This is a genomic window from Delftia sp. ASV31 (assembly GCF_016428765.1).
Lineage (GTDB): Bacteria > Pseudomonadota > Gammaproteobacteria > Burkholderiales > Burkholderiaceae_C > Comamonas > Comamonas acidovorans.
Genome location: NZ_JAELTK010000046.1, coordinates 22,612 through 47,528, shown reverse-complemented (window position 1 = coordinate 47,528; position 24,917 = coordinate 22,612). Strand labels below are relative to the sequence as shown.

The window sequence follows — 24,917 nt, the reverse complement described above, 5'->3', positions numbered from 1 at the left end:
GCGTCACGCACCAGGCCATGCATGTAGACATGGCGGAAGGGCACGCGGCCCGTGAAGTGCGTGGTCATCATGATCATCCGGGCGACCCAGAAGAAGATGATGTCGTAGCCCGTGACCAGCACCGAGCTGGGCAGGTAGAGGTTGTAGTCATCGTCGGCCGCCTCGGTCTGGTTCGGCCAGCCCATGGTGGAGAACGGCACCAGGGCCGAGGAGTACCAGGTGTCCAGCACGTCCTCGTCGCGCGTGAGCGTCTTGCCGGGGGCCTGGGCGCGGGCTTCTTCCTCGGTGCGGGCCACGTAGACCTTGCCGTCCTCGTCGTACCAGGCGGGAATCTGGTGGCCCCACCACAGCTGGCGCGAGATGCACCAGTCCTGGATGTTGTTCATCCACTGGTTGTAGGTGTTGACCCAGTTCTCGGGCACGAACTGCACCTGGCCGCTGGAGACGGCATCGATGGCCTTCTGCGCGATGGACTTGCCCGTGGCATCGCCTTCGCCCACCTTGTTCATGGCCACGAACCACTGGTCGGTCAGCATGGGCTCGATCACCTGGCCCGTGCGCGTGCAGATGGGCACCATGAGCTTGTGCTTCTTGGTCTCGACCAGCAGGCCGGCCGCGTCCAGGTCGGCCACGATGGCCTTGCGCGCCACGAAGCGGTCCATGCCGCGGTACTTCTCGGGCGCCTCGTCGTTGATGGTGGCCGTCAGCGTCAGCACGCAGATCATCGGCAGGCCGTGGCGCTGGCCCACGGCGTAGTCGTTGTTGTCATGCGCAGGCGTGACCTTGACCACGCCCGTGCCGAACTCGCGGTCCACGTAGTCGTCGGCAATGATGGGGATCTCGCGGCCCACCAGGGGCAGGATCACGGACTTGCCGATCAGCGCCTGGTAGCGCTCGTCCTCGGGGTGCACCATCAGGGCCGCGTCGCCCAGCATGGTTTCCGGGCGCGTGGTGGCCACCACGAGCTGGCCCGAGCCGTCGGCCAGCGGGTAGGCGATGTGCCACAGAGAGCCGTCCTTTTCCTCGTTCTCGACCTCGAGGTCGGAGACGGCGGACATCAGCTTGGGGTCCCAGTTCACCAGGCGTTTGCCACGGTAGATCAGGCCCTGCTGGTACAGGCGCACGAAGGTCTCGTTGACGATGGACGACAGCTTGTCGTCCATGGTGAAGTACTCACGGCTCCAGTCCACGCTGTCGCCCATGCGGCGCATCTGGCCGGTGATGGTGTTGCCGCTCTGGTTCTTCCACTCCCAGACCTTGCTCACGAAGTTCTTGCGCGCCTCGGGAGGCGTCGCGCCCATGTCGTGGCGGCTGGCGATGCCCTGCTCCTGCAGCTGGCGCTCCACCACGATCTGGGTGGCGATGCCCGCGTGGTCGGTGCCGGGCACCCAGACCGTGTTGTGGCCCTTCATGCGGTGGTAGCGCGTGAGGCTGTCCATGATGGTCTGGTTGAACGCATGGCCCATGTGCAGCGTGCCCGTCACATTGGGCGGCGGCAGCTGGACGGAGAACGATGGCTGGGATGCATCTGCCTGGCCCGTGCCGCGCACGCCGGCTGCGCCGTAGCCGCGCTTTTCCCATTCGGGGCCCCATTGGGCCTCGATGGCTGCGGGTTCAAACGATTTGGACAGGCTGTCGAGGCCTGGCTGGGCAATGGTGTCGCTCATGGCTTGCTTGCGGGGAATTGTGCGAATGGCGTTTGGCAAATGAAAACGGCATCCGTTGAAGGGATGCCGTCTGCATATGCGAAATGGATGACGGTTTGACGGGGATTCTACCGACCCCGTCCGTCTGCCTGTTCGCCGGGTCTTATTCAGGCCGCTGCGTCGGGGACGAACTCGGGCCGGTCGTTGCTCTGGGGCTTGAGCGGCTGGGCGGCCTTGCCTTCGGCGCGTTCCTTGCGCCATTGCTCCTTGCGTGCCGTCCACTCGTTCAGGCGGGCGTGGGCGGTGGTGCTTTCGCGCGCCATCTGCACTTCGTCTGCCAGTTGGGCTGAGAGCTCCAGGCGGATGCCGTTGGGATCGAAGAAATAGATGCTCTTGAAGATGTGGTGGTCGGTCACGCCCAGCACCTCGATGCCATGCGCCACCAGGCGGGCCTTGGTGTTCTCCAGTTCCTCGACGGTGTCCACGCGGAAGGCGATGTGGTTGATCCACAGCGGCGTGTTGGGCGAGGGCAGGGCCTTTTCGTCGTCGCCGATGTCGAAGAAGGCGATGAACGAACCATCCTTCAGGCGAAAGAAGAAGTGCGTGTAGGGGCAGTACTCGCCCGTGCTGGGCACGTAGTCGCTCTGGATGATGTGATAGAGCGGCAGGCCCAGGATGTCCTCGTAGAAGTGGCGGGTCTCCTCGGCATCGCGGGCCTTGTAGGCGTAGTGGTGCAGCTGCTGCACGGCGGCGGGCGGTGGCAGTGTGGACAGGTCGGGACGGGCGCTTGTGTTCATCGAATGTCTCCTTGGTGGATGTTTTGATTCTACTATTCGTAATCAATTTACCTAAATGAAATGTTGCGATGAATGCAGGGATATGCGCGCTGCGGTGTCCGGGCCACCTGCGGTGCCAGTTGCCGGCAGCACTTGACCTTCAAGTCACTTCACGCTTTCTCATGGAGGTCCGCGCCCCGGCCTGCCATGGACGCCATCGGTGCAGCGGCCCTCTGTTCACAACCGTTTTCAAGTCAAGGAATCTCATGAGCGACAGCCATCAGCACGGCGACGTGCGTGCCCTGCCGGAATCCCGCCTCTGGTTTGCCTTCGGATTGACCGGCACCTTCATGGTGGTGGAAATCATCGGTGGCATGGTCACGGGCAGCCTGGCCCTGATCTCCGACGCCATGCACATGCTGACCGATGCGATGGCGCTGCTGCTGGCCCTGGTGGCCATACGCGCCGGCCGCAAGGCAGCCGACCTGCTGCGCACCTACGGCTATGCGCGCTTCGAGATCCTGGCCGCCGCCGTCAATGCGCTGGTGCTGCTGGGCGTGGCCTTCTACATCCTGTATGAGGCCTACCGCCGGCTGTCGGCGCCTGCAGAAATCCAGTCCTTGGGCATGATGGCGGTGGCGGCCGTGGGCCTGGTGATCAACCTGCTCTCCATGCGCCTGCTGTCTGGCGGCAAGGACGAGAGCCTGAACGTGAAGGGCGCGTATCTGGAGGTATGGGCGGACATGCTGGGCTCGGTCGGCGTGCTCGCCGGTGCTGCGCTGATCTGGCTGACGGGCTGGCGCTGGATCGACTCGGCGGTGGCCGTGGGCATCGGCTTCATGGTGTTCCCGCGGACCTGGACCCTGTTGCGCGAGTGCATCAACATCCTGCTGGAAGGCGTGCCCTCGGGGATGAGCCTGCAGGCGGTGCGCGAGACGATTTCGGGCACGGCGGGCGTGGCAGCGATCCACGATGTCCACCTGTGGGCGGTCACGCAGAGCAAGCCCATGCTGACCGGCCATGTGGTGCTGCTGCCCGGCGCGGACGGCGAGCAGGTGCGCCGCGATATCGAAGACAGGCTGCAGGCCGGCTTCGACCTGCACCATACGACGCTGCAGATGGAGCGCGAGGACCGCTCCCCAGCAGAGCACATCCACTAGGATGCCCAGTCTTCATGGACCACACCCGGAGTGCACCGATGCTTGAGCTTCGACCCAACTGCGAATGCTGCGACAAGGACCTGCCGCCAGAGTCCGCCGAGGCTCGCATCTGCACCTTCGAGTGCACGTTCTGTGCCGGCTGTGCGGATTACGTGCTGCACGGCGCCTGCCCCAACTGCGGTGGCGAGCTGGTGGCCAGGCCGCGCCGGCCGGCGGACAAGCTGGAGCGGTATCCGGCCTCGACGAAGCGGGTGCTCAAGGCCGGCGGCTGCGCTGTTCGGGCCTGATCAGAGCACAGGCCTGGCCCTGCGGCTTTGGAACGCAGCCTCCACCGCCAGCACGGCTGCAAAACCCATCACATAGGCCAGCACATCCCACCAGTCGGCCGTGCTGCCCAGAACGATGCGCAAAGCGCGGTTGGGAATGTGCAACTGGAAGGTCGATGCCAGGAACTGGCCCAGCTCCACCAGCAGGCCCACGCACAGCGCGGCCGATGCCAGCGTCAGCACGCGCGCGGCGATCACGGTCTTGAACACGGCATAGACCCAGGCCACGGCCAACACGTCGCCGAAGAAGCTGCGCACCCAGCCCCAGCGCGCGCCGACGGTGGCCAGCAGCACGAGCAAGACAAACAGGGCCACCGCCCACGCCAGGGAAACAGGATCAAAACGCCATCGCATGGCCGCCATCATCGGGCCAAAAGCGGGTCCGGTCAGCGAGCCGGGTGCGCAGTGCCTTGCGCAGTGGTGGCCAGCGGGTGCGCTATCCCGCCGTCGCCGTAGCTGCCCACCACCTGGGCGATCACCACTTGGTAGCCCTTGAGCCAGCGCGCCTGTTGCTGCTTGGCTTCGAGGTGCGCAGGGTGGCGCATTAGTTGCTGCAGCGCCTCCCAGGTCTGCCAGTAGTAGACGTTGGAGACCAGGCCTGTGGCGGGGTTTTCCCAGGCCTCTTCGCCCAGGTAGCCGGGGATGGCGCGGGCGATCTCGGCGATCCGGCCGTCAAGGGCATGGAATGGCGCGTCGTATTCGCCCGGCGCGAAGGTGAAGGTGGATGTGTACATCGGTGGTTGGCAATCTGTGTGAGGGTGGCTGGCGCTAGATGCGCGGCGCCGCATCCATGGCACCGGCCAGCGGCTCCTGTCCGCGCTCGCGCAGCGCGCCGATGGCGCCTTCCAGGTCGCGGGCCTGCCGATTCTGGCTGAGCTTGGCCTTGCCCTCCAGGCGGGTGATGCGGATCTGCAGGCCGACGATGGCCTGCAGCATGCCGTCGATGAATTCACGCGGCGAGTCGGACATCTTCCAGGGCTGGGCCTGCGATGCCTCATGGACCCGCGTGAGCCGCCCGACCAGGCCGCGCACGAATTTCTCGTCGTCATGGATGCTGATTTGCCCGTGCACATGCACGGCCTCGTAGTTCCAGGTGGGCACCAGGCGGTGCGTCTCGTGCTTGCTCGGATACCAGCTGGGCGAGATATAGCCTTCGGCGCCACGGAAGACGACCAGCACCTCGGCGCCGTCGCGGCACTGCTGCCAGATGGGATTGGCGCGGGCCACATGGGCGCTCAGCGTGCCCATCTCCCCTGGGTCCGCATCCAGCAGGAACGGCAGGTGGTTGGCGTCCAGCACGCCGTTGGCCTGGGTGACGAGCGTGCCAAGGGGGTGGCTGCGGATCAGGCCGTGCAGGCTGTCGGAATCGGTGAGGGAAAAATGGGCGGGCGTGTACATGGGCGCTTCTGGGCTGGTGTGCCGGCATCGGGGGAAACCGGACTATCCACCATCCCTGGCACAATGAAAAATCCAGTTTCGTGATTTTTTGGCAGACCAGTTGAAATCCACTTTCACCCGCCATGCCGGCGCAGCGCCCGGCGCCCGCACCCTCCACGAATGGCTGAAATCACAGGTGGCCGACGGCAGCCTGGCCGTGGGCGCACGCCTGCCCTCCACCCGCGCCCTGGCGCTGGACCTGGGTGTGTCTCGCACCACCGTCACGGCCGCCTACGAGCAGCTTGCGGCTGAAGGCTATTTGGAGACTGCTCCAGGCAGCAGGGCGCGCGTGGCGGCTGGTGCGGCGCAGCGCAGCCGTGCGCGCAGCATGCCGGCAGCGGCCCAGCAGCATGGCCGTCCCCGGCTGTCTTCCTATGGGCAGCGGGTGGATGCGCTGGCGTCAGCCCTGCCACCGGCAGCAGGCGATGGTGGGCCGGCCCCGATCGACTTTCTCTACGGCGCCCTGGCCTTTGACGACTTTCCCACGCTGGCCTGGCGGCGCGCCTACAACCGCGCCATCGTGCAGCGCCAGTCCTCCCTGTCCTACGACGCGCCCGAAGGCGAGCCGGCGCTGCGCACGGCGCTGCAAGGCTATCTGCGCCGGGCGCGGGGGCTTGTCTGTTCGGCCGATCAGATCGTGGTGGTGCAGGGCTCGCAGCAGGCCATCGACCTGTGTGCGCGCGTGCTGGTCGATCCGGGCGAGACCGTGCTGATGGAAGAGCCCTGCTACCTGATGGCGCGCCGCGTGTTCGAGGCCCAGGGCGCATGCCTGCAGGAAATGGCCGTCGATGAACAGGGCCTGGATACCTCGGCGCTGGCCGGGCGCCAGGCGCGGCTGGCCTATGTCACGCCCTCGCACCAGTTTCCGCTGGGCGGCGTGCTGCCCATAGGCCGCAGGCAGCAACTGCTGGCCTGGGCGCGCGCCACGGGTGCCTGGATTCTGGAAGACGACTACGACGGCGAATTCCGCTACGGGCTGCGCCCCATCGACGCCCTGCAGTCCATTGACGAGGTGGGTTGCGTCATCCATGTCGGCACCTTCTCCAAGGCCTTGTCGCCGCAGATGCGCATGGGCTACCTGGTGCTGCCGCCGTCCCTGGTGCCCGTGTTCCGGGAAGCCCGGCGGCTGGCCGACCGGCATGCACCGCGCCTGGACCAGCTGGTGCTGGCCGCGCTGATCGAGGACGGCAGCTACGAGCGCCATGTGCGCGCTGCCCGCCGTCGCAACGAAGGCCGGCGGGCGGCATTGCTGCAGGCGCTGGAGCGGCACCTGCCGGGCGCGGTGCAGGTCGAAGGCTCGGCCTCCGGCCTGCATGTGGTGGCCTGGGTGCCTGCCGTGCATCAGCGCGATGAGATTGCCCTGGTGCGGTTGGCGCGAGAGCGTGGCGTGGGCGTTCGCCCCATCTCGCCGCTCTATGCGGCCGGTGATGCCCATCGCCGCCAGTCCTGCGCCGGGCTGGTCCTGGGCTATGCGAGCCTGCAGCCGCAGGCCATCGAGCAAGGGGTGCGCAGGCTGGCGGGCGTGGTCAGTCAGTGGCAGACCCAATCCGCAACGCAAAAAAGCCCGTGACCGGGTGCCGGTTCACGGGCCTTGGGTGCCGACGCCCCTAAAGGCGCTTTGCCCAGCGCGGTCTTACTGCTGCTTGACCGCTTCGATGGACATCACCAGGCGCACTTGCTTGGGGAAGCCATAGTCCACGCCGTAGTTCACGCCGAAGGCGGTGCGGTCGATCACGGCTTCGAAGTCGCCGCCGCAGGTCTCACGCTTTTGCAGCATGGCGTTGGGGTAGCAGGTGAACTTGTTGGCCTTGATGGTCACGGGCTGGGTCTTGTCCAGGATGGTCAGGTGGCCGGTGACTTCCTTGAGTTTGTCGCCGTCGAAGACGAACTTGTCGGAGACGAACTTGGCCTGGGGGAACTTGGCCACGTTGAAGATGTCGGCGCTCTTGAGGTGCTTGTCGAAGGCGGCGGTGCCCGAGCTCAGCGATTCCATTTCCAGCACGACTTCGACCTTGCCGGCCTTGGCGTCACGGTCGAATTCCACGGTGCCGCTCTTCTTGTCGAAGCGCACGCGGTTGGTCGAGGCGCCGTTGTGGTCGATCTCGAACGTGGCGAAGGTGTGCGTCGGGTCGATGGCGTAGGTTGCGGGAGCAGCCTGGACAGCGGTGGCGAACAGGCCGGCAATGGCCAGGGCAAACACGGAAGTGCGCATGAAAGAACTCCTAGGTTGGGGTTGCACGAAACGGGAAAGAAAATGGCCGATCTTGGGCAGGGACGCGGCTTACAGCTTGCCCACGCCGGTCAGTGCCAGCTTGAACTGCACCTGCACCTCGTCGGCCACCATGGAGGTATCGCCCCATTCGCCTTCGCCGATCTTGAATTGCAGGCGCTTGAGCGGCAGCGTGCCGGTGGCCGTGGTCGTGGTGCCGGACTGGGCCAGTTGCACGGGAATGCTCACGTTCTGGACCTGGCCCTTGATGCTGAGCTTGCCGTCCACCTGGTACTTGCCGCCGCCCAGTGCCTTGACGGCGGTGGAGTCGAACACGGCCTGCGGGAATTTGGCGACGTTGAACCAGTCCGCCTTGGGCAGTTCGGCATCGGTTTCCTTGGCGCCCATGGTGGCGCTGCCGGTGTCCACGGTGAAGCGGATCTTGCTGGTGTCGGGCTTGGCCGTGTCGAACTGGACCTGGGCATCGAACTTCTTGAAGTGGCCCTGCAGGGGCACGCCCATCTGCTTGGCCGTGAAGTTCACGGCGCTCTGGGCGGGCACGAGCTTTTGCTCGGCCAGTGCCGCTTGGGAAGCCAGGGCCGCAGCGGCCAGGGCGATGGAGGTCAGCGTGGAGGAAAAGCGCATGGCGAGACTCCTAGGGGTCGGGAAGGTCCGGTCAGGGGGGGGCTGGGGCCGGATGGACACCGGCCCTGGCTGGCGAGAGGTTGGCGAAAGGTTCAGGCGCGGCCCGGCAGCATGCGGGAGATCAGGCCGTCGCGGTCGATGAACTGGTGCTTGAGTGCGGCGCCCACATGCATGGCAATCAGCACGACCAGGGCCCAGGCCGCCCAGCCGTGCAGGGGCTTGAGGGTCTCCGCCAGTTCAGGGCTGGCGCTCACGAAGTCAGGCAGGGGCAGCATGCCGAGGAAGACGATGGGAAAGCCGGCCGCCGAGCTGTAGGCCCAGCCCAGCAGGGGCACGGCGAAGAACAGCAGGTACATGGCGTGGTGGGTGCCGTTGTGGGCCCAGTGCTGCCATTGCGGCATGGCACGGGCCACGGCGGGCGGCAGCTCGGGCGGGCGGTGGGTGACGCGCCAGAGCAGGCGCAGCAGGCTCAGCGTCAAAAGCGTGACGCCCAGCCACTTGTGCCAGTTGTACAGCTTCAGGCGCGAAGGGGAGAACGGCATGCCGGTCATGTACCAGCCCAGGCCCAGGGCGGCGATCAGGCCCAGTGCCAGCACCCAGTGGGCGGCCATGGCCACGCCGGTATAGCGCGTGGCTCTGGAGGAGGATTTTGCTGGCGCGTTGGCGCGGGCTGAGGACTCTGTCATGGATGGCGGCAGGCTTTGGAACCGTTCAGGGCCCCTGTGAAGGGGCCCTGGATGGCAAAAAGGGTGCGGTGCGCTCTGCGAGAACTTCGTGCACTGCGGACAACGTGCAGTGTAGGAAGCGGCAAATCCAAAAGAGTTCAGCGGTATTGACGGCTCAATTCAAAAAAGATGAAGGCCGCAGCACCCGTGCCCGCAGTACCGTTACGCGCGGGCTGCAGGAGTTCAGGGCCGGGCGGGATCGGCGGGCAGCATGACCACGGCCTGCGCCGCCTGCTTCCAGGCGGCGGCGGCTGCGTCGGCATCGCCCCGGTGCTCGGCCATCAGGGCCAGGCGCTGCCAGGCACGGGTGCGCAGTGCGCTTTCCTGCAGATGGGGCGCAGCGCGCAGCAGCAGTTGCTGGGCCTTGCCCCAGAGCTGGCGCTGCACGCAGGCCATGCCGGCCAGGTATTGCAGGCGGGGTTCGCGCGGATGGCTGTTGGTGGCCGCCTCGATGCGTGCCAGCCAGGTGCCGTCCAGGCCGTCCAGGCAGGGCTCCAGCACCTGGACCAGGCGCGGCAGATGCGATTCGCTGCGCGGGCCGGCATGGGACAGCAGGCGTTCCCACACGGGCAGCAGCCAGGCGCGGGCCTGCGCGGCCTCGCCGCCCAGGGCCATGAGGCGCGATGCGGCCGGCAGCGCGATCTCGGGCATGGCACGTTCCTCACCGTCCAGCGACAGCCAGAAGTGCTGCAGTTGCGTGGTGTCGCGCGCCTCGTTGATGCTCTCCAGCACCAGGCCGCGCACCACGCTGGCGGCGGCCGCTGGCGAGAAGGCGCGGTGCTTGGCCAGCAGGCGCGCCGTGTCCAGCGCCGTCGATGTCTGGCCTGCCAGGCGCGAGGCCTTCAGGCGGATGCGCAGCGCAATCGTGCGGCGTGCCGCGCCCTGCGGCAGTTCGGCCAGGCGGCGCAGCGCGTCAGCTGCGTCGCGGTCGTCCAGGGCCCAGCGCGCGGCGCGCATCTGGGCGCCTTCGCGCATTTCCTGCTCCTGGGCATTGCCCTGGGCCGGTGCATTGGCCAGGACTTCGCGCCAGTGGTGGTCGCGCTGCGGGCTGTCCTGCAGGGCGTGGGAGGCATCGGCGGCCACCATGTGGGCGGCCGCACGCAGCCGCGTGCCGTGTGGCACGGCGGCATGGGCCTCGGCCAGGGATTCCTCCATCGCCAGGGCGGCCAGTGCCGACTTGCGTGCGCGCAGGAAGCGGCCGGCCTGCTGGTGCGACAGGGCTTCCAGCAGGCTGTGGTGCATGGCGCGCTCTTTTTGCTGGCTGCGCCAGCGCCGTGCCTGGTGCGGCATCTGCAGCAGCGCGGCCAGGGCGCGCAGCGCGGCATACAGCAGCACGAAGGCCAGCACGATGATGGCAATGGCCAGGTTCAGGGACAGGTCCAGCCGGTAGGGCGCCCAGAACAGGGTCACCGTGCCCTGGTTGGAACCCGCGAACAAGGCGGCCGCAACGGCCATGCCGAACAAACCGATCAACCACAGTGCAGCGCGCATTCGTCTGTCTCCCGGCTGCTCAGCGGCCTGCGGCGGCCGTTGCCAGCGCCGCCAGGGTTTCCTGCAGCGCAGGCTGTTCGGTGGTGCGCAGATTGGCCTGGATCTGCTGCAGCTGGGCCTGCACGATCTGGGTGCGGCGCGCGGCAGGATCGAAGTATTTGTTCACGGCCATGCCCGAGGCGGCCAGGTCGGCACGCGCCGCATCCCACTGGCGCGACAGCAGGGCCAGGCGCGAGTTCAGCAGCTTGAGCTTGAGGTTCTCGCGCAGGAAATAGGCCTGCTCGGGCGCCAGCAAGATGGCGTCCGGGTGGTCGATGCGGCTGACGCGCAGCAGGTCCTGGGCCTCTTCGCGCACGGCCGTCCAGCCGCGCTCGCCCCAGGACTGCCACCAGCTCCACTCGGTGGGGCTGCCCTCGATGGGGGCGGGCTCGGGCTGGCGGGCCGCCTGGCCGGCCACGCCGCGATGGCGGCTGGCGCGTGGCTGGGCCACGGCGTTGAGCAGGGGCATCTCGTCGACCAGGCGCACCAGGTCCTCGATGCGGGTGAGCAGGCCGGCGGTGTCGGTCACGCTCATGCGGGCCAGCCGCTCCAGGTCGCGGTCCAGCGCCCGCATCACGGGAGCCAGACGGGGCTGTGCGGCGCGCTCTATGCGCTGGCGGGCGTTCTTGAGCGTGGCCACCAGCGGCTGCAGGCTGCCGGACAGCTCGGCCTGCTGCTGGGCCAGGCGGATGGAGGAATCTATGTCCACCACCAGGTTCTCGTCGCGCGAGCGCGACATGCTTTGCAGGAGTTCGTCGAGCTGCGTGCGCTGCAGCGACAGCTCGGCAATGCGCGCTTCCATGACCGAGGTGCGCGCCGCGCTGTCGCGGGCCAGGTCCTGGGCGTCGCGCGCCAGGGTGCGGGCCTCGACCGACTGGGAGCCGGACTGCGCGGACTGGCGGGCCAATTGTTCCTGGATATTGCCCAGGCGCTGCCAGAGCATGCCGCAGGCAATGAGCGCCGCCACGGCCACGGCGCCCACGCCCAGGACCAGGGCAGAGGAGCCGCTGCGCAGGTCTGCAGCGGGGCTGCTTTGGGCGGAGCCGGCAGCGAATGCTGCGGCGGAGGCTGGGGGCGTCAGGTCCTGCGGGGTGGGGCGGTCTTGCGCTGCGTCGGAACTCATGGCGTCGATTCTATCGACGCAACCACGTCCTCCAGAGCCGGCCGACATTGCTTGACATATCCGAATCCCAGTTGCTTGGCCTGGGCGGCGATTCGCTCGTGCGTAGCAAGCGCTCGCGCCTTTTGCCACGATTGGCCCGGCAAGAGCTGTTGCAGGTTGGCAACGGATTCGGCGCTGCTGAGCAGCCAGAGCGAGCCATCTTCGGCCGCCTGGCGTGCCAGTGCCGTCTGGGCTGCATCCCAGGCAGGCAGTTCGCGCTGGTAGACGGCCAGCATTTCGACCTGGGCACCTGCCTCGCGCAGTCGGGCGGCCAGCCAATCGCGGCCGGCGCCTGCTGTGGCCGGCACGGTCCTGGGCGCTCCTGCCTGGCTGTCGCCGCGCACGATGAGCACGCGGTCGCCCGCATGGATCTGGTCATGCACGCGCTGCCATAGCGTTTCGGATTCGAACTGGGCGGCGTCCGGTGGCGGCCCGTCGATCTGTGCTGGCGCAATGCCCAGGGCCAGCAGCGCCTGGGCCGTGCCGGGGCCGGGCGTCCAGGCGCGGGTGGAGGCCGGAAGCTGTGCGGGGTCGGTGCCGAAGAAATGCTGGACGGCATTGCCGCTGACGAACATCACGGCGCGGTAGCCCCGGCCTTCGCGCAGCGCGTTGCGGGCGGCCTGCAAGGCCTGTTGCGTGGCCGCATCGCGGCAGGGGCCTATGGCCATCAGCGCCAGCGGCTGGGCCGGCAGGCCACGGGCCTGCAGCGCATCCACCCACGCGGCTGCGTCATGGGCCGGGCGGGTGACGAGTATGCGCGGTGGCATGTGGGCGTGCCGTCTAGAGCTTGGGGGCCGGTTGGGCGCCGGCCGCCTGCAGCAGCGCAGCCACGTGCTGGCCCAGCGCGTCGGCGCTGGCGAAGTCGGTGACGGTGGCGTCGGCGTGCACCTGCACCAGCGGCAGCCGGCCTTGCGGGTCTCCCCAGGCTGCGTCCAGGCGCAGTTGCCGGCCGTCGAATGTGCCGTGCGCCGCCAGCGGCATGGAGCAGCTGCCGCCCATGCAGCGGCTGACGGCGCGCTCGGCGGTCACGGTCAGCCAGGTGGTCTGGTGGGCCAGCGGGGCCAGCGCGTCGATCAGGTCCTGGCGGTCGGCGCGCACCTCGATGCCCAGCGCGCCCTGGCCAGCGGCCGGCAGCATGCCGGTGGGCTCGAACCTGGCGCGGATGCGGTCGGCCAGGCCCAGGCGCATCAGGCCTGCGGCGGCCAGCACGATGGCGTCGTAGTGGCCTTCGTCCAGCTTGCGCAGGCGGGTGTTCACATTGCCGCGCAGCGGCTCTATCTTCAGATCGGGGCGCAGGGCCTGCAGCAGTGCCTGGCGGCGCAGGCTCGATGTGCCGACGACGGCGCCCTGAGGCAGCTCGGCCAGCGTGGCGTAGCGATTGGAGACAAAAGCGTCGCGCGGGTCTTCGCGCTCCATCACGCAGGCCAGCACAAAGCCTTCGGGCAGCTCCATGGGCACGTCCTTGAGCGAGTGCACGGCGATGTGGGCGCGTCCTTCTTCCAGCGCCACTTCCAGCTCCTTGACGAACAGGCCCTTGCCGCCGACCTTGGACAGCGTGCGGTCCAGGATCTGGTCGCCCTTGGTGGTCATGCCCAGCAATTCCACTTCATGCCCCCGGGCGCGCAGCAGCGCCTGGACATGCTCGGCCTGCCACAGTGCCAGCTGGCTCTCGCGCGTGGCGATCACGATGGAGTGGGGGATCAGTGGTTTGGTGTTCATCAGGTGCCTCGGGGGGAGCGCGGGATGCTAGCATGCTGCGCCGCAGTAAACCCGGCACCAGGACCGAAGCCCAAGCAAACCGATACGCTGACCGATTCCAGGAGATTCGTTGATGGCCACCGCCCCCCGCAAGAGCAATGCGCGAGATGACAGGCGTGATGACAAGCCTGTCCGCAAGACGGACAAGGACCTGCCGCTGATCGAGGACATACGCCTGCTGGGGCGCATTCTGGGCGATGTGATCCGCGAGCAGGAAGGCGTGGCGGCCTTCGAGCTGATCGAGCAGGTGCGCCAGCTGTCGGTGACCTTCCGCCGCGATGCCGACGAGACCGCCGACCGCGCGCTCAAGCGCCTGCTCAAGGGCCTGACGACGGACCAGACGGTGAGCGTGATCCGCGCCTTCACCTATTTCAGCCATCTGGCCAACCTGGCCGAGGATCGCCACCACATCCGCCGCCGCGCCGTGCACGAGCGCGCGGGCAACACCCAGGAAGGCAGCATCGAAGTGGCGCTGGCGCGGCTGCGCTGGGCCGGCATCTCGGCCGGTACCGTGGCGCAGACGCTGGCCAGGAGCTATGTGGCACCCGTGCTCACGGCCCACCCCACGGAAGTGCAGCGCCAGAGCATTCTGGTGGCCGAGCGCGACATCTCCCAACTGCTGGCCGCACGCGAGGACATCGTGGCCCGCGCCCAGCTGTACAACAGCGCCAAGGACGCGCTCACCCCGCGCGAGCTGGAACGCAACGAAGCCCAGCTGCGCGCCCGTGTCAGCCAGCTGTGGCAGACACGCCTGCTGCGCTACTCCAAGCTCACCGTGGCCGACGAGATCGAAAACGCGCTGTCCTACTACGAAGCCACCTTCCTGCGCGAGATCCCCAAGCTGTATGCGCAACTGGAGCAGGAGCTGGGCAACACCCTGCCCGTGCACAGCTTCCTGCGCATGGGCCACTGGATCGGCGGCGACCGTGACGGCAATCCCAATGTCACGGCCCAGAGCCTGGAGCTGGCGCTGTCGCGCCAGGCCGACGTGGCCCTGCGCCACTATCTGCGCGAGGTGCACTACCTGGGCGGCGAGCTGTCGCTGTCCCAGCGCCTGGCCGATGTCACGCCCGAGATGCAGGCCCTGGCAGAGCGCTCGCCCGACACCAACGAGCACCGCTCCGACGAACCCTACCGCCGCGCGCTCACCGGCATCTACGCGCGCCTGGCCGCCACGCTCAAGGGGCTGACCGGCGGCGAGGCCGCGCGCCATGCCGTGGCGCCGCAGAACGCCTATGCCTCGCCCGAGGAATTCCTGGCCGACCTGCGCGTCATCGATGATTCCCTGAGCCGCAACCACGGCGAGGTGCTGGCGCCCCAGCGCCTGCGCCCGCTGATGCGCGCCGTGCAGGTCTTCGGTTTCCACCTGGCCACGGTGGACCTGCGCCAAAGCTCGGACAAGCATGAGGAAGTGGTGGCCGAGCTGCTGGCTGCCGCGCGCCTGGAGCCCGACTACTCGGGCCTGCAGGAAGACGCCAAGTGCGCCTTGCTGGTACGCCTGCTGGAAGAGGCGCGGCCGCTGCGCGTGGTGGGCGCCGACTATTCCGAGCATGCGCGCGGCGAACTGGCCATCTTCGAGACCGCGCGCCGCCTGCGCGCGGCCCTGGGCGCCGAGGCCATACGCCACTGCATCATCAGCCACACCGAATCGGTCAGCGACCTGCTGGAAGTGCTGCTGCTGCAAAAGGAGGCCGGGCTGCTGCGCGGCACGCTGGACGACGGCGCCATCTGCGATGTGATCGTCGTGCCGCTGTTCGAGACCATCGGCGACCTGCGCAGCGCCTCGCCCATCATGCGCCGCTACTTCCAGCTGCCCGGCGTGGCGGCCATGGTGCAGCGCAGCGGCGGCGAGCAGGACATCATGCTGGGCTACAGCGACAGCAACAAGGACGGCGGCATCTTCACCAGCAATTGGGAGCTGTACCGCGCCGAGATCTCGCTGGTCGAGCTGTTCGACGAGCTGGCCGACAGCCATGGCATCAGCCTGCGCATGTTCCATGGCCGCGGCGGCACGGTGGGCCGGGGCGGCGGCCCCAGCTACCAGGCCATCCTGGCCCAGCCCCCGGGCACGGTGCGCGGCCAGATCCGCCTGACCGAGCAGGGCGAGGTCATCGCCTCCAAGTACGCCAACCCCGAGATCGGCCGGCGCAACCTGGAGACCCTGGTGGCCGCCACGCTGGAGGCCACGCTGCTGCAGCCGACCAAGCCGGCCACGCGCGCCTTCCTGGATGCGGCGGCCTTCCTGTCCGACGCCAGCATGGGCGCCTACCGCGCCCTGGTGTACGAGACCCCCGGCTTCACCAGCTACTTCTTCAGCAGCACGCCCATCCGCGAGATTGCCGAGCTGAACATCGGCTCGCGCCCGGCCTCGCGCAAGCCCTCGCAGAAGATCGAGGACCTGCGCGCCATTCCCTGGGGCTTCAGCTGGGGCCAGTGCCGGCTCACGCTGCCGGGCTGGTACGGCTTTGGCGCCGCGGTCAAGGCCTTCATCGACCAGCCGGGCAAGGATGGCAAGGCCCAGCTGGCCCTGCTGCAGAAGATGTACCGCCAGTGGCCGTTCTTCCGTACCCTGCTGTCCAACATGGACATGGTGCTGGCCAAGAGCGACCTGAACCTGGCCTCGCGCTATGCCGACCTGGTGCCGGACGCGCGCCTGCGCCGGCGCATCTTCAGCGCCATCGAGGCCGAGTGGCACAGCACCGTCGATGCGCTGGCGCGCATCACGGGCGACAAGCAGCGCCTGGCCCACAACGAAGCGCTGGCGCGCTCCATCCGCCATCGCTTCCCCTACATCGATCCGCTGCACCATCTGCAGGTGGAGCTGGTGCGCCGCTGGCGCGCTGGCCAGACCGATGAGCGCATCAAGACCGGCATCCACCTGTCCATCAACGGCATCGCGGCCGGGGTGCGCAACACGGGCTGATCCTGCTCTCTGCAGGCCGCAACAGCCCTTTGCGGCCGGCGTTGTACGATGTGCTCCGGACAGGAGCGCCTGACTTCTGCCGGGAAGAAAAGGGTGGGAGCCATGGGCAACAAGAGGTCACGGGCCGGCTTTCCGGACGTGCAACTGTTCCTGACACAGCGCCTGGCCAGGCTGGCCGGCGCCAACTCCATGCGGGCCATACGCGAGGGCCTGCTCTGGCTGGTTCCCTGTCTGCTGGTCTCGGCCCTGTTCCTCATCCTGTCGGCGCTGGCGCAGATGTCCGGCCAGCCCGAACCCGTGGTGCGGGTGCTTGCGGGCCTGCACGCGGAGATCGGCAGCATCCTGCCGCTGCTGGTGGCTGCGTCCATCGGCTACATGCTCTCCATACGCCACCGGCTGCCGCGCCTGCCGGTGACCTTTCTGTGCTTCGCGCATGTGCAGATGGCCATCTATCTGCTGAGCGAGCATCCGCGCGCGGCGGCCACCCTGGTGCTGTTCATCTCCATCGCCTCCCCCCTGATCACCGTGCCCCTGATGGCGCGCCTGAGCCGGCTGCGCTGGACGCGCATCGCGCGCACCGGCTTCGTGAGCGAGAACGTGCGCGAGGTCATGAACCTCGTCGTTCCCGGCGCCCTTGTCGCCGTGCTGCTCGTGCTGCTGCTGCTGGGCCTGCAACAGGTGCTGCCGGATATCACGCGGGCCGAACTGCCGCTGGCCATCGCGGGCCCCGAGAACCCCTACCGCAGCGGGCTGACGCTGGCACTGCTCAATTCCGTGCTCTGGTTCTTCGGCGTCCAGGGGTACTACGCCATGCAGCCCTTCTTCCAGGTGCTGGACCAGGCGGTGGTGGCCAATGCCGCCGCCGTGGCGCAGGGGCTGCAGGCGCCCTGGGCGCTCAGCGGCGGGCTGATGGGCTCCTTCGTCTTCATCGGCGGCTCCGGTGCAACGCTGTCGCTGGCGCTGGCCGTGCTGCTGTTTTGCCGGGGGCGGGGCCTGCGCGTGCTGGCGCTGGCGGCGCTGCCCATCTCCTTGCTCAACGTCAACGAGATCCTGCTGTTCGGGCTGCCGATCATCCTGAACCTGCGCCTGCTCGTGCCGTTTCTCGCGGTACCCGCCATCAACCTGGTCGTGGCCGTCACGGTGGTGCAGGCCGGCTGGGTGGCTCCGGCCTCCATGGTGCTGCCGCTGACTGCGCCCGTGGTCTTCAATGCCTATGTGAGCACGGGCGGGGACATGGCGGCCGTGGTGCTGCAACTGGCATTGACGGCCCTGGGAGCACTGATCTATGCGCCCTACGTGCGGGCCATCGACCGGCTGGGCCAGGACGACGGTGCCATCGTGCTGCACGCGCTGGACACCACGTTCTCGCGCCTGCCCGAAGAGGCCGGCCTGATCGTGCGCGATCCGCTGGTGCAGGCGCACCAGGCGCAGGCCCGGCGCGAGACCATGCTGGCGCATATCCGGCGCATCAGCGAGTACGAGTTCCACCTGGAATTCCAGCCCCAGGTCTCGCACCGCAGCGGCCTGTGCCTGGGCTGCGAGGCCCTTCTGCGCGCACGGGACGCGCAGGGCCGCTTGCAGCAGCCCGGCAGTTTCCTGCGCTGGCTGGCCGATGCGGGGCTGATGCGCGAGGTGGACCTGTGGGTGGCGGGCGCTGCCGTGCGCCAGAGCCGGCACTGGCGTCAGGAGGGCTTTGCCATGCCGATCAGCATCAATGTGTCGGGTGCCACGTTGACCTCGCCCGAGCACTGCTCGCGCCTGATGCTGCTGCTGGCCCAGGCCAGGGGGCAGGTCGGCGTGGAGATCACGGAGGAAGAAATGGTGGGCGACGTGGAGGCGATCCGCCGCGCCATAGGGCAGATCCATGCGCTGGGCGCCAAGGTGTCCATCGATGACTTCGGCACCGGCTTCTCGTCCATGAGCTACCTGCACCAGTTCGATGTGGATGCCATCAAGATCGACCGCAGCTTCGTCGTGGCCAGCGGCCATGCCAAGGGCGAGCTGGTGCTGGACGGCCTGCTGCGCTTTTGCGAGGCGCTGCAGCTGAACGTGGTGGCCGAGGGCGTGGAGACCGAGGCGCAGTTGCAGTCCCTGGGCTTCGAGGGCGATCTGCTGGTGCAGGGCTGGTACTTCAGCCGCGCCCTGCCGGGCGAGAAACTGCCGCAGTTCGCCAGGGACTGCGCCGCCAGGGCAGGCGGCGGGACGGTCTAGATTCCTGGATTCCTGTGGCGGCATCGCGGGTGCGATGCGCAGTGCAGATCATCAGTGCAGCATCAGCGAGCCGGCGCTCTTGCTCTTGCCGGCGCGTGCGGGCGGATTGCACAGGCCGCACTGGTAGTGGCGCTCGTTCTCGTAGGGCTCGGTCACGAACTGGCCCTTGCACACCGTGCACTGGGTGCGGGTCAGCATCTGCGCGTCGACGAACTTCACCAGGCGCCATGCGCGGGTGAAGGACAGCAGCGCTTCCAGTTCGGCGGCCTGGATCTGCTCGGTATAGAGACGGTAGGCCTTGGTCAATTGTTCAACGGCATCCAGCTCGGCGCCCTTGGACAGGTATTCGTAGATATTCAGGAACAGCGAACTGTGGATGTTCTCCTGCCAGGTCAGGAACCAGTCGGTCGAGAACGGCAGCTGGCCCTTGGAAGGCGACTTGCCGGCGATCTCCTTGTACAGGCGGATCAGGCGCTCGTAGGACAGCGTGGTCTCGGATTCGAGCACCTGCATGCGTGCACCCATCTCGATGAGCATGGCGGCGCGCTCGATCTGCTTGGACTCGTTCAGGACACTTTTGGCGGGGGTGGACATGGCGGGCTCCAGAGTTCTTCAGGCGGATCAGAGGACTTCGGAGACGCGGCTGGCCATCAGGATGTTGGCGTGCAGCGTGTTGGTCGCACCGTTGCCGATCTTGTTGCTGCTGTGGTTGGTCAGCAAGCTCCAGACCATTTCGTCGTCCACCCGGAAGCTGGCGAGCAAGGTGTTGCGCGAGGCCAGCTTCAGCACCTGGGCTGCCGACAGTGCGGCCAGCAGGTCGCACGATTCTTCGTTCAGTCCCAGGCGGAACACCGCTTCGGCCTTGTCCTGGCGGATCAGGGTCTGGGCCAGCATCAGGTAAGTGAGGTTGGCTTCGCGGATTTCGGCAAGCAGCTGTTCATTGTTCATAGGACCATCCTTTGCATCTCGGCAGCCGCAACGCCCGGGTAGAAACAAGATGTTCAACCTGTTGCGATCTGTTGAGATGGATTGTGGAGGAGGGGCCTTCGCCGTTGAAGTCGGGGCAGGTCTGCGCCGGATGTCTGGTTGTGAGACGGCGTTTGTAAGATTTACCTTACACCTGTAGCAAGGTTTGGATGACTCGATTTCGCTCGGTCCCCGCCGTCCGGGGGCTTGGGAGCAGGCCGCTGCAGTGGTGTTGTTGCATGTCGGCCTTTTGACACAGTGCTGTCATTGTGCAGCCTCCCCAAGGGGAGGCATAAGCCGAATTAGCCGCGCTCCACCGGCCTCTTCGGGTCACTGCACCACTCGCTCCAGCTGCCCGCGAACAGCCTTGCAGGCGGCAGCCCCGCAATGCGCATGGCCAGCAGGTTGGGCAGCGCGCTCACGCCGCTGCCGCACTGGTGCACCACACTGGCCGGATCGCGGCCTGCCAATAGCTGGTCGAACTCCGCACGCAGCAGGGCGGCAGGCTTGAAGCGGCCGTCGGCGGCGATGTTCTCGGTGAAGGGCCGGTTGAGCGCGCCCGGGATGTGGCCGGCCACAGGGTCCAGCGGCTCGACCTCCCCGCGGTAGCGGGCCGGGGCGCGGGCATCGACCACGGTCTGGCCTGCGCTGCCCAGTGCATCGAGCACCTGCTGCGCCGTTGCCAGTTGCTGCAGCGGCTCGCGCAGCTCGAAGTTGGACTGGAAACGCGCGCTTTCCTCGCCCGATGCCACAGGCTGGCCTGCGGCCTGCCAGGCCTGGAGACCTCCGTCGAGCACGGCCACATCGCCATGGCCGGCCCATTGCAGCATCCACCACAGGCGCCCGCAGTAGTTGGCGCCGTTGCGGTCATAGACCACGGCCTGCATGTCGTTGGAAAAACCGATGCTGGACAGCCACACGGCAAAGCGTTCGCGGTTGGGCAGCGGGTGGCGGCCACCCGAGGCGGCCTGCTCGCTGGCCGCCACGCTGCCATGGGCGCCGGGCACGCCATGCTTGGCACTGAGGTCATGGTCCAGATCGGCGAAGACGGCGCCTGGAACATGGGCCTGCAGGTACTGGGCCTTGCCGGCCGCAGGCTGGGTCAGGTCGAAGCTGCAGTCGAAGACCATCAGCGGACGGCCGCTGGCCTGCAGCGCGGCCAGCTCCTGGACGGAGATCAGGGTCTGGTAGGAGGTATTGGAAGTCATGGATGCGGAACTCCGAAGGCCTGTGCAGGCGGCGGTGCGCCTGCGGCAATAGATCCGATCCATTATGCGACGGCCCCAGGCGGGCCGGCGGCGTCAGCCGCGCGAACGCAGGGCCGTGGCCAGGGCGCCGCTGGCCACGATCAGGCCAATGCCGGCCCAGCCGATCAGCGGCACGCTTTCGCCGAACATCGCCAGGCTCAGCAGGGCCGCGAAGACGATGCCCGAATACTGCAGGTTGGCCACGACTAGGGTGTTGCGGCTGTTGCTGGCCGAGGCGTAGGCCGCCGTCATGCAGACCTGGGCCACGGCGGCCAGCACGCCCACGGGCAGCAGCCACAGCGCGCGCCAGCCCGGCCAGGCGGACACGCCCGTGAAGCACATGGCCAGGGCGCCGGCCACGGCCGAGCCCAGTGCGAAGTAGAAGACCACGCGCGCCTCGGGCTCGCCCATGCGCGACAGCGTGGCCACCTGCATATAGGCCATGGCGGCGAACACCCCGCCGATCAGGCCGCCCGCGCTGGCCACGAATTCCTGCGGCGCCGCGCTGGGGCGCAGCACCAGGATCACGCCCACGAAGCCCAGGGCCACGGTGGCGACCAGGCTCCAGGGAAACGGCGGCAGCGCGCGCAGCGCATGCGATTCGGGTTGGCGGCGCAGCTGGTGGCGCAGCAGCAGGCCCTGGCCGATCAGAAAGACCGCCATCCAGATGCTGCTCATGGAGTTGAAGGTGGCGGCCGTGGCCAGCGGCAGATGGCCGATGGAGTAGAACCAGGCGCCCATGGAAGTCACGCCCACGAAGCTGCGCCAGGCATGCTCGCGCGGGTAGCGCGTGGCCAGCGAGATGCCCTGGTGGCGCGCCAGCCACCACAGCGCCACCATGCTGACCAGCCCGCGGTAGAAGACGATTTCCGCCGCATTGAAATCCTGGGAGGCGAACTTCACACACACACTCATGACCGCAAAAACGAATGCGGCCGCCACCATCCACAGGGCTTGCATATAAATGACCGGATAGAGCCGCACAAGGGCCGCGGCGCTGGACGAGAAAAGGGTTGGGTTTTGTTTTTGGCGCATGCCGCCTGGCTGCGTACGGCCCAGGGCCGTGGCAGGGACACGCGCAAGGAACTGTATTGCATAAGCCAAGACATTGGACTTGCCTCGGGATGCATTGCCGCCGACAGCCCTGCCCATTGGGCACATCAGGGCGCTTGCATTCAGAGGAGCTGGGCAGCAGGCCTGCCGCTCAATGCAGACGGCCCGATGCAAGCGGCCCAATGCAAGCGGCCTAATGCAGACGGCCCAATGCAGACGGCCCAATGCAGACGGCCCGCACGAATGCGGGCCGTCGGGAGAGCCGGAGCAGATCAGCGTGCGGGGACTGCGTCACCCATCACGCCGCGATACCACTCATGGAAGTGCTGCATGCCGTCTTCCATGGGGCTCTGGTAGGGGCCGACCTCGTTGTCGCCGCGCTCATACAGTGCCCTGCGGCCGGCGTCCATGCGCTCGCCGATCTCGTCGTCCTCGATGCAGGTCTCCATGTAGGCGGCCTTTTGCGCCTGCACGAATTCGGGCTCGAAGGCCGCGATCTCCTCGGGGTAGTAGAACTCGACCACGTTCAGTGTCCGGTCCACCGCCAGCGGGTGCAGGGTCGAGACCGTGAGCACGTGCGGATACCACTCCACCATGATGTGCGGGTAGTAGGTCAGCCAGATCGCGCCGCGTTCGGGCAGCTCGCCGTTGCGGTAGGCCAGCAGCACGTCGTGCCACTTCCTGTAGGTGTCCGAGCCGGGCTGGGCAAAGCCGGGTGCCACGCCCACGGTCTGCACCGAGTACTCCTTGGCAAACTCCCACTGCAGGTCGTCGCAGGTCACGAAGTTGCCCAGGCCCGGGTGGAAGGGGCCCACGTGGTAGTCCTCGAGGTAGACCTCGATGAAGGTCTTCCAGTTGTAGTTGCACTCGTGCATCTCGACATGGTCGAGCACGAAGCCCTCGAAGCTCAGCTGCTCGCGCAGCTTCATGCCGGCCAGGTCGGACTCGATGTCGCGGCCGTTGTCCTCGAACAGCAGGCCGTTCCACTCGCGCAGCCGGTAGTTGTTCAGGTTCAGGCAGGGATCGTGGCTGAAGTGCGGTGCGCCCAGCAGCTCGCCGCTGGTGCTGTAGGTCCAGCGGTGGAGCGGGCAGACGATGTTGCCCCCCGCATGGCCCTTGCCTTCGGTCATCAGATTGCCCCGGCCCTTGAGCATCACGGCCTGGCGGTGGCGGCAGACGTTGGAGATCAACTCCACCTGCCCCCTGGCATTGCGCACCAGAGCGCGGCCTTCCTTTTCCTGGGGCAGGGCGTAGTAGTCGCCTATCTCGGGAACGGCCAGTTGGTGGCCCACGTAGCGCGGGCCGCGTTGAAAGATGGTCTCCAACTCGCGCTGGAACAACGCAGGGTCGAAGTAACTGGAAACTGGTAGTTGGCTTGCGGCCTGCTGCAGTTGAAGACTTAAATCAGACATGGGTGACCTGACCTAAAGACTCCCCACAGGGAGGGTGCGCGTGCGCACGGGATTGGAAAAAGCAAAACCGGCCGTTCCTGGACATGGAGGCAGGCTTCACGACGTGAAAAGAAGCTGCGCCCGAGGCGCTGTGTCTTGTCGATGAGCCCGACCGTATGCCCAGGCAAGGGGCCGGTTTGACGGGGAATGGGATTATAGCCCGTGGGGTTATTTCCGGATGCCCGGTACGTGTATTGCGCGCGCCGGATGCCGCCTGTCAAGGGCTGTCCGGTTATTGGCGGCACGGTCATGGAGGGGCGCCTAGAATCGTCGGTTCCCCACAACGCACCGCCATCGCACCATGCCCAAGGCTGCTCCCAAGGCTCTTGCCGAGCCCACCAGTTACGAATCCGCGCTGCAGGAGCTGGAGCAGCTCATCGCGCAGATCGAGTCGGGCCAGCTGCCTCTGGAGCAGATGCTGACAGGCTACCAGCGCGCGGCGCAGCTGCTCGGCTATTGCCGCGGCCAGCTCGACGCGGTGCAGGAACAGGTCAAGGTGCTTGACGAGGGGACGCTGGCCCCGTGGAGCCAGGATTGAAGATTGCCATGAGTGCCGTGATGACTTGCGCTTCCGATGTTTCCCAGCCGGCCGGCTCCGGCGCGCTGGATTTCCCCTGCTGGATGACCGATCGCCTGGCGCGCACCGAAAGCGCGCTGTCGCAATGGGTGGGCGTGGATGCGCCTGCGGGCCTGGGCGAGGCCATGCGCTACGCCGTGCTCGATGGCGGCAAGCGCCTGCGCCCGCTGCTGGTCTGGGCCGCCGCCGAGGCCGTCGATGGCCTGCAGCCCGCCGCCGTGCGCGCCGGCTGCGCGGTGGAGCTGATCCATGCCTATTCGCTGGTGCACGACGACATGCCCTGCATGGACAACGACGTGCTGCGCCGTGGCAAGCCCACGGTGCATGTGCAGTTCGGCGAAGCCTCGGCCCTGCTGGCTGGCGATGCGCTGCAGGCGCTGGCCTTCGAGCTGCTCGTTCCCGAGCCCGATCAGGCCGGCAGCATGCCGGACGCCCTGCAGGCGCGGCTGTGCCGGCTGCTGGGCCGTGCCGCAGGCGCGCAGGGCATGGCCGGTGGCCAGGCCATCGACCTGGCCAGCGTGGGCCTGCAATTGAGCGAGGCCCAACTGCGCGAGATGCACCGCCTCAAGACCGGCGCCCTGCTGCATGCCAGCGTGCTCATGGGCGCGGCCTGCAAGGAGGGCGTGGATGCCCAGGCCTGGCAGGCGCTGTCCGACTACGGGCAGGCGCTGGGCGTGGCCTTCCAGGTGGTGGATGACATCCTCGACGTGGTGGCCGACTCGGCCACCCTGGGCAAGACGGCCGGCAAGGACGCGGCTAACGACAAGCCGACCTACGTCTCGCTGCTGGGCCTGGACCAGGCCCGCGCCCATGCCGACGAGCTGTGCGCCCTGGCGCACGCGGCGCTGGCGCGCAGCGGTCTGCCTGATACCCGCGCGTTGGCGGCGCTTGCCGACATGGTGGTGAGCCGCACCCACTGACAATGAAGCACCCCCTGAGTCGCTTCGCGCCTTCCCCCTCTCTACCCGCTTCGCGGGGGAAGGGGACGACACCCTCGCTGCGGGGCGGCCCTTGCTCGGTGTCCCTTGGTGGGGGCGCGCTACTTGCAAGGGTGGCGTTCGATGCCACAGGCAACTGATACGAAAATATGGGCGATGGTCTTGCGGCCATCAAGA

The 24,917-nt window shown here is 67.5% G+C and carries 24 protein-coding genes; 7 read left to right on the top strand and 17 right to left on the bottom strand.

Annotated features, from left to right (window positions below):
- Both JHD82_RS17205 and JHD82_RS17200 read right to left on the bottom strand, forming a co-directional pair.
- On the bottom strand, nucleotides 1-1,667 hold a 1,667-nt coding region (locus JHD82_RS17205), incomplete at its 3' end, for a valine--tRNA ligase (protein ID WP_199137719.1).
- 146 nt (nucleotides 1,668-1,813) lie between these two features.
- Complete coding sequence (locus JHD82_RS17200; RefSeq protein WP_012204140.1) at nucleotides 1,814-2,443, bottom strand: VOC family protein; 630 nt, start codon at nucleotides 2,441-2,443, stop codon at nucleotides 1,814-1,816.
- 245 nt (nucleotides 2,444-2,688) lie between these two features.
- Between JHD82_RS17200 and JHD82_RS17195 the strand changes: the two genes are divergently transcribed.
- Together JHD82_RS17195 and JHD82_RS17190 are read left to right on the top strand one after the other, a co-directional pair.
- The gene (locus JHD82_RS17195; RefSeq protein ID WP_199137712.1) at nucleotides 2,689-3,582 is read left to right on the top strand and encodes a cation diffusion facilitator family transporter; all 894 of its coding nucleotides are present in this window, start codon (nucleotides 2,689-2,691) and stop codon (nucleotides 3,580-3,582) included.
- A gap of 38 nt (nucleotides 3,583-3,620) precedes the next feature.
- Entirely contained in the window at nucleotides 3,621-3,869 is a 249-nt protein-coding gene (locus JHD82_RS17190; RefSeq protein ID WP_199137710.1) for a DUF1272 domain-containing protein, read from the top strand.
- Here the strand turns inward: JHD82_RS17190 and JHD82_RS17185 are convergent, their stop codons facing one another.
- Genes JHD82_RS17185 through JHD82_RS17175 form a run of 3 tightly spaced genes read right to left on the bottom strand, consistent with a single transcriptional unit; the run spans nucleotide 3,870 to nucleotide 5,306 of the window.
- Nucleotides 3,870-4,274: a DUF2809 domain-containing protein gene (locus JHD82_RS17185; RefSeq protein WP_199137708.1), complete on the bottom strand. Its 405-nt coding sequence runs from the start codon at nucleotides 4,272-4,274 to the stop codon at nucleotides 3,870-3,872.
- Nucleotides 4,275-4,294: 20 nt separating this feature from the next.
- The gene (locus JHD82_RS17180) at nucleotides 4,295-4,642 is read right to left on the bottom strand and encodes an antibiotic biosynthesis monooxygenase (protein WP_065346822.1); all 348 of its coding nucleotides are present in this window, start codon (nucleotides 4,640-4,642) and stop codon (nucleotides 4,295-4,297) included.
- Between the two features lie 34 nt (nucleotides 4,643-4,676).
- Nucleotides 4,677-5,306 (bottom strand): FMN-binding negative transcriptional regulator, encoded by a 630-nt coding sequence (locus tag JHD82_RS17175; RefSeq protein WP_197957068.1) that lies wholly within the window; start codon nucleotides 5,304-5,306, stop codon nucleotides 4,677-4,679.
- 100 nt (nucleotides 5,307-5,406) lie between these two features.
- Here JHD82_RS17175 and JHD82_RS17170 point away from each other — a divergent pair, with 100 nt between their 5' ends.
- Nucleotides 5,407-6,915: a PLP-dependent aminotransferase family protein gene (locus JHD82_RS17170; RefSeq protein ID WP_233174772.1), complete on the top strand. Its 1,509-nt coding sequence runs from the start codon at nucleotides 5,407-5,409 to the stop codon at nucleotides 6,913-6,915.
- Between the two features lie 63 nt (nucleotides 6,916-6,978).
- Here the strand turns inward: JHD82_RS17170 and JHD82_RS17165 are convergent, their stop codons facing one another.
- The 7 genes from JHD82_RS17165 to hemC form a co-directional block, all read right to left on the bottom strand.
- Nucleotides 6,979-7,557, bottom strand: coding sequence for a YceI family protein (locus JHD82_RS17165; RefSeq protein WP_012204149.1), 579 nt, complete (start codon nucleotides 7,555-7,557; stop codon nucleotides 6,979-6,981).
- A gap of 69 nt (nucleotides 7,558-7,626) precedes the next feature.
- A complete protein-coding gene (locus tag JHD82_RS17160) occupies nucleotides 7,627-8,199 on the bottom strand; it encodes a YceI family protein (protein WP_012204150.1) in 573 nt (190 codons plus the stop codon).
- Between the two features lie 92 nt (nucleotides 8,200-8,291).
- Nucleotides 8,292-8,885: a cytochrome b gene (locus JHD82_RS17155; RefSeq protein ID WP_199137704.1), complete on the bottom strand. Its 594-nt coding sequence runs from the start codon at nucleotides 8,883-8,885 to the stop codon at nucleotides 8,292-8,294.
- Between the two features lie 222 nt (nucleotides 8,886-9,107).
- The gene (locus JHD82_RS17150; protein ID WP_012204152.1) at nucleotides 9,108-10,415 is read right to left on the bottom strand and encodes a heme biosynthesis HemY N-terminal domain-containing protein; all 1,308 of its coding nucleotides are present in this window, start codon (nucleotides 10,413-10,415) and stop codon (nucleotides 9,108-9,110) included.
- A 19-nt stretch (nucleotides 10,416-10,434) separates the two neighbouring features.
- Entirely contained in the window at nucleotides 10,435-11,577 is a 1,143-nt protein-coding gene (locus JHD82_RS17145) for a uroporphyrinogen-III C-methyltransferase (RefSeq protein WP_012204153.1), read from the bottom strand.
- Nucleotides 11,574-12,383, bottom strand: a complete 810-nt coding sequence (locus JHD82_RS17140; RefSeq protein WP_141829459.1) for a uroporphyrinogen-III synthase — start codon at nucleotides 12,381-12,383, stop codon at nucleotides 11,574-11,576. Before JHD82_RS17140 ends, JHD82_RS17145 begins: the two co-directional genes overlap by 4 nt.
- Nucleotides 12,384-12,396: 13 nt before the next feature.
- Nucleotides 12,397-13,335 (bottom strand): hydroxymethylbilane synthase, encoded by a 939-nt coding sequence (hemC, locus tag JHD82_RS17135; protein WP_199137702.1) that lies wholly within the window; start codon nucleotides 13,333-13,335, stop codon nucleotides 12,397-12,399.
- Between the two features lie 112 nt (nucleotides 13,336-13,447).
- On the opposite strand from hemC, the gene ppc reads away from it, so the two are divergent.
- The gene (gene ppc / locus JHD82_RS17130) at nucleotides 13,448-16,297 is read left to right on the top strand and encodes a phosphoenolpyruvate carboxylase (RefSeq protein WP_199137694.1); all 2,850 of its coding nucleotides are present in this window, start codon (nucleotides 13,448-13,450) and stop codon (nucleotides 16,295-16,297) included.
- A gap of 102 nt (nucleotides 16,298-16,399) precedes the next feature.
- Nucleotides 16,400-18,508, top strand: coding sequence for a PTS sugar transporter subunit IIC/EAL domain-containing protein (locus JHD82_RS17125; protein WP_099734352.1), 2,109 nt, complete (start codon nucleotides 16,400-16,402; stop codon nucleotides 18,506-18,508).
- Nucleotides 18,509-18,559: 51 nt separating this feature from the next.
- Here JHD82_RS17125 and flhC read toward each other — a convergent pair whose 3' ends face one another.
- The 5 genes from flhC to JHD82_RS17100 all read right to left on the bottom strand — a co-directional run bounded on the left by flhC (nucleotide 18,560) and on the right by JHD82_RS17100 (nucleotide 23,186).
- Complete coding sequence (flhC, locus tag JHD82_RS17120; protein WP_012204158.1) at nucleotides 18,560-19,102, bottom strand: flagellar transcriptional regulator FlhC; 543 nt, start codon at nucleotides 19,100-19,102, stop codon at nucleotides 18,560-18,562.
- Between the two features lie 27 nt (nucleotides 19,103-19,129).
- Nucleotides 19,130-19,456, bottom strand: coding sequence for a flagellar transcriptional regulator FlhD (gene flhD, locus JHD82_RS17115; RefSeq protein WP_012204159.1), 327 nt, complete (start codon nucleotides 19,454-19,456; stop codon nucleotides 19,130-19,132).
- 320 nt (nucleotides 19,457-19,776) lie between these two features.
- Nucleotides 19,777-20,682: a sulfurtransferase gene (locus JHD82_RS17110; protein WP_199137692.1), complete on the bottom strand. Its 906-nt coding sequence runs from the start codon at nucleotides 20,680-20,682 to the stop codon at nucleotides 19,777-19,779.
- A gap of 93 nt (nucleotides 20,683-20,775) precedes the next feature.
- Entirely contained in the window at nucleotides 20,776-21,681 is a 906-nt protein-coding gene (locus JHD82_RS17105) for a DMT family transporter (RefSeq protein ID WP_034391274.1), read from the bottom strand.
- 365 nt (nucleotides 21,682-22,046) lie between these two features.
- Entirely contained in the window at nucleotides 22,047-23,186 is a 1,140-nt protein-coding gene (locus tag JHD82_RS17100; protein ID WP_012204162.1) for an aromatic ring-hydroxylating dioxygenase subunit alpha, read from the bottom strand.
- A 340-nt stretch (nucleotides 23,187-23,526) separates the two neighbouring features.
- Here JHD82_RS17100 and xseB point away from each other — a divergent pair, with 340 nt between their 5' ends.
- On the top strand, nucleotides 23,527-23,763 hold the full coding sequence (gene xseB, locus JHD82_RS17095; protein WP_012204163.1) for an exodeoxyribonuclease VII small subunit: 237 nt from the start codon (nucleotides 23,527-23,529) through the stop codon (nucleotides 23,761-23,763).
- A gap of 8 nt (nucleotides 23,764-23,771) precedes the next feature.
- Nucleotides 23,772-24,722 (top strand): polyprenyl synthetase family protein, encoded by a 951-nt coding sequence (locus JHD82_RS17090; RefSeq protein ID WP_199137690.1) that lies wholly within the window; start codon nucleotides 23,772-23,774, stop codon nucleotides 24,720-24,722.
- Nucleotides 24,723-24,917 lie beyond the last annotated feature (195 nt).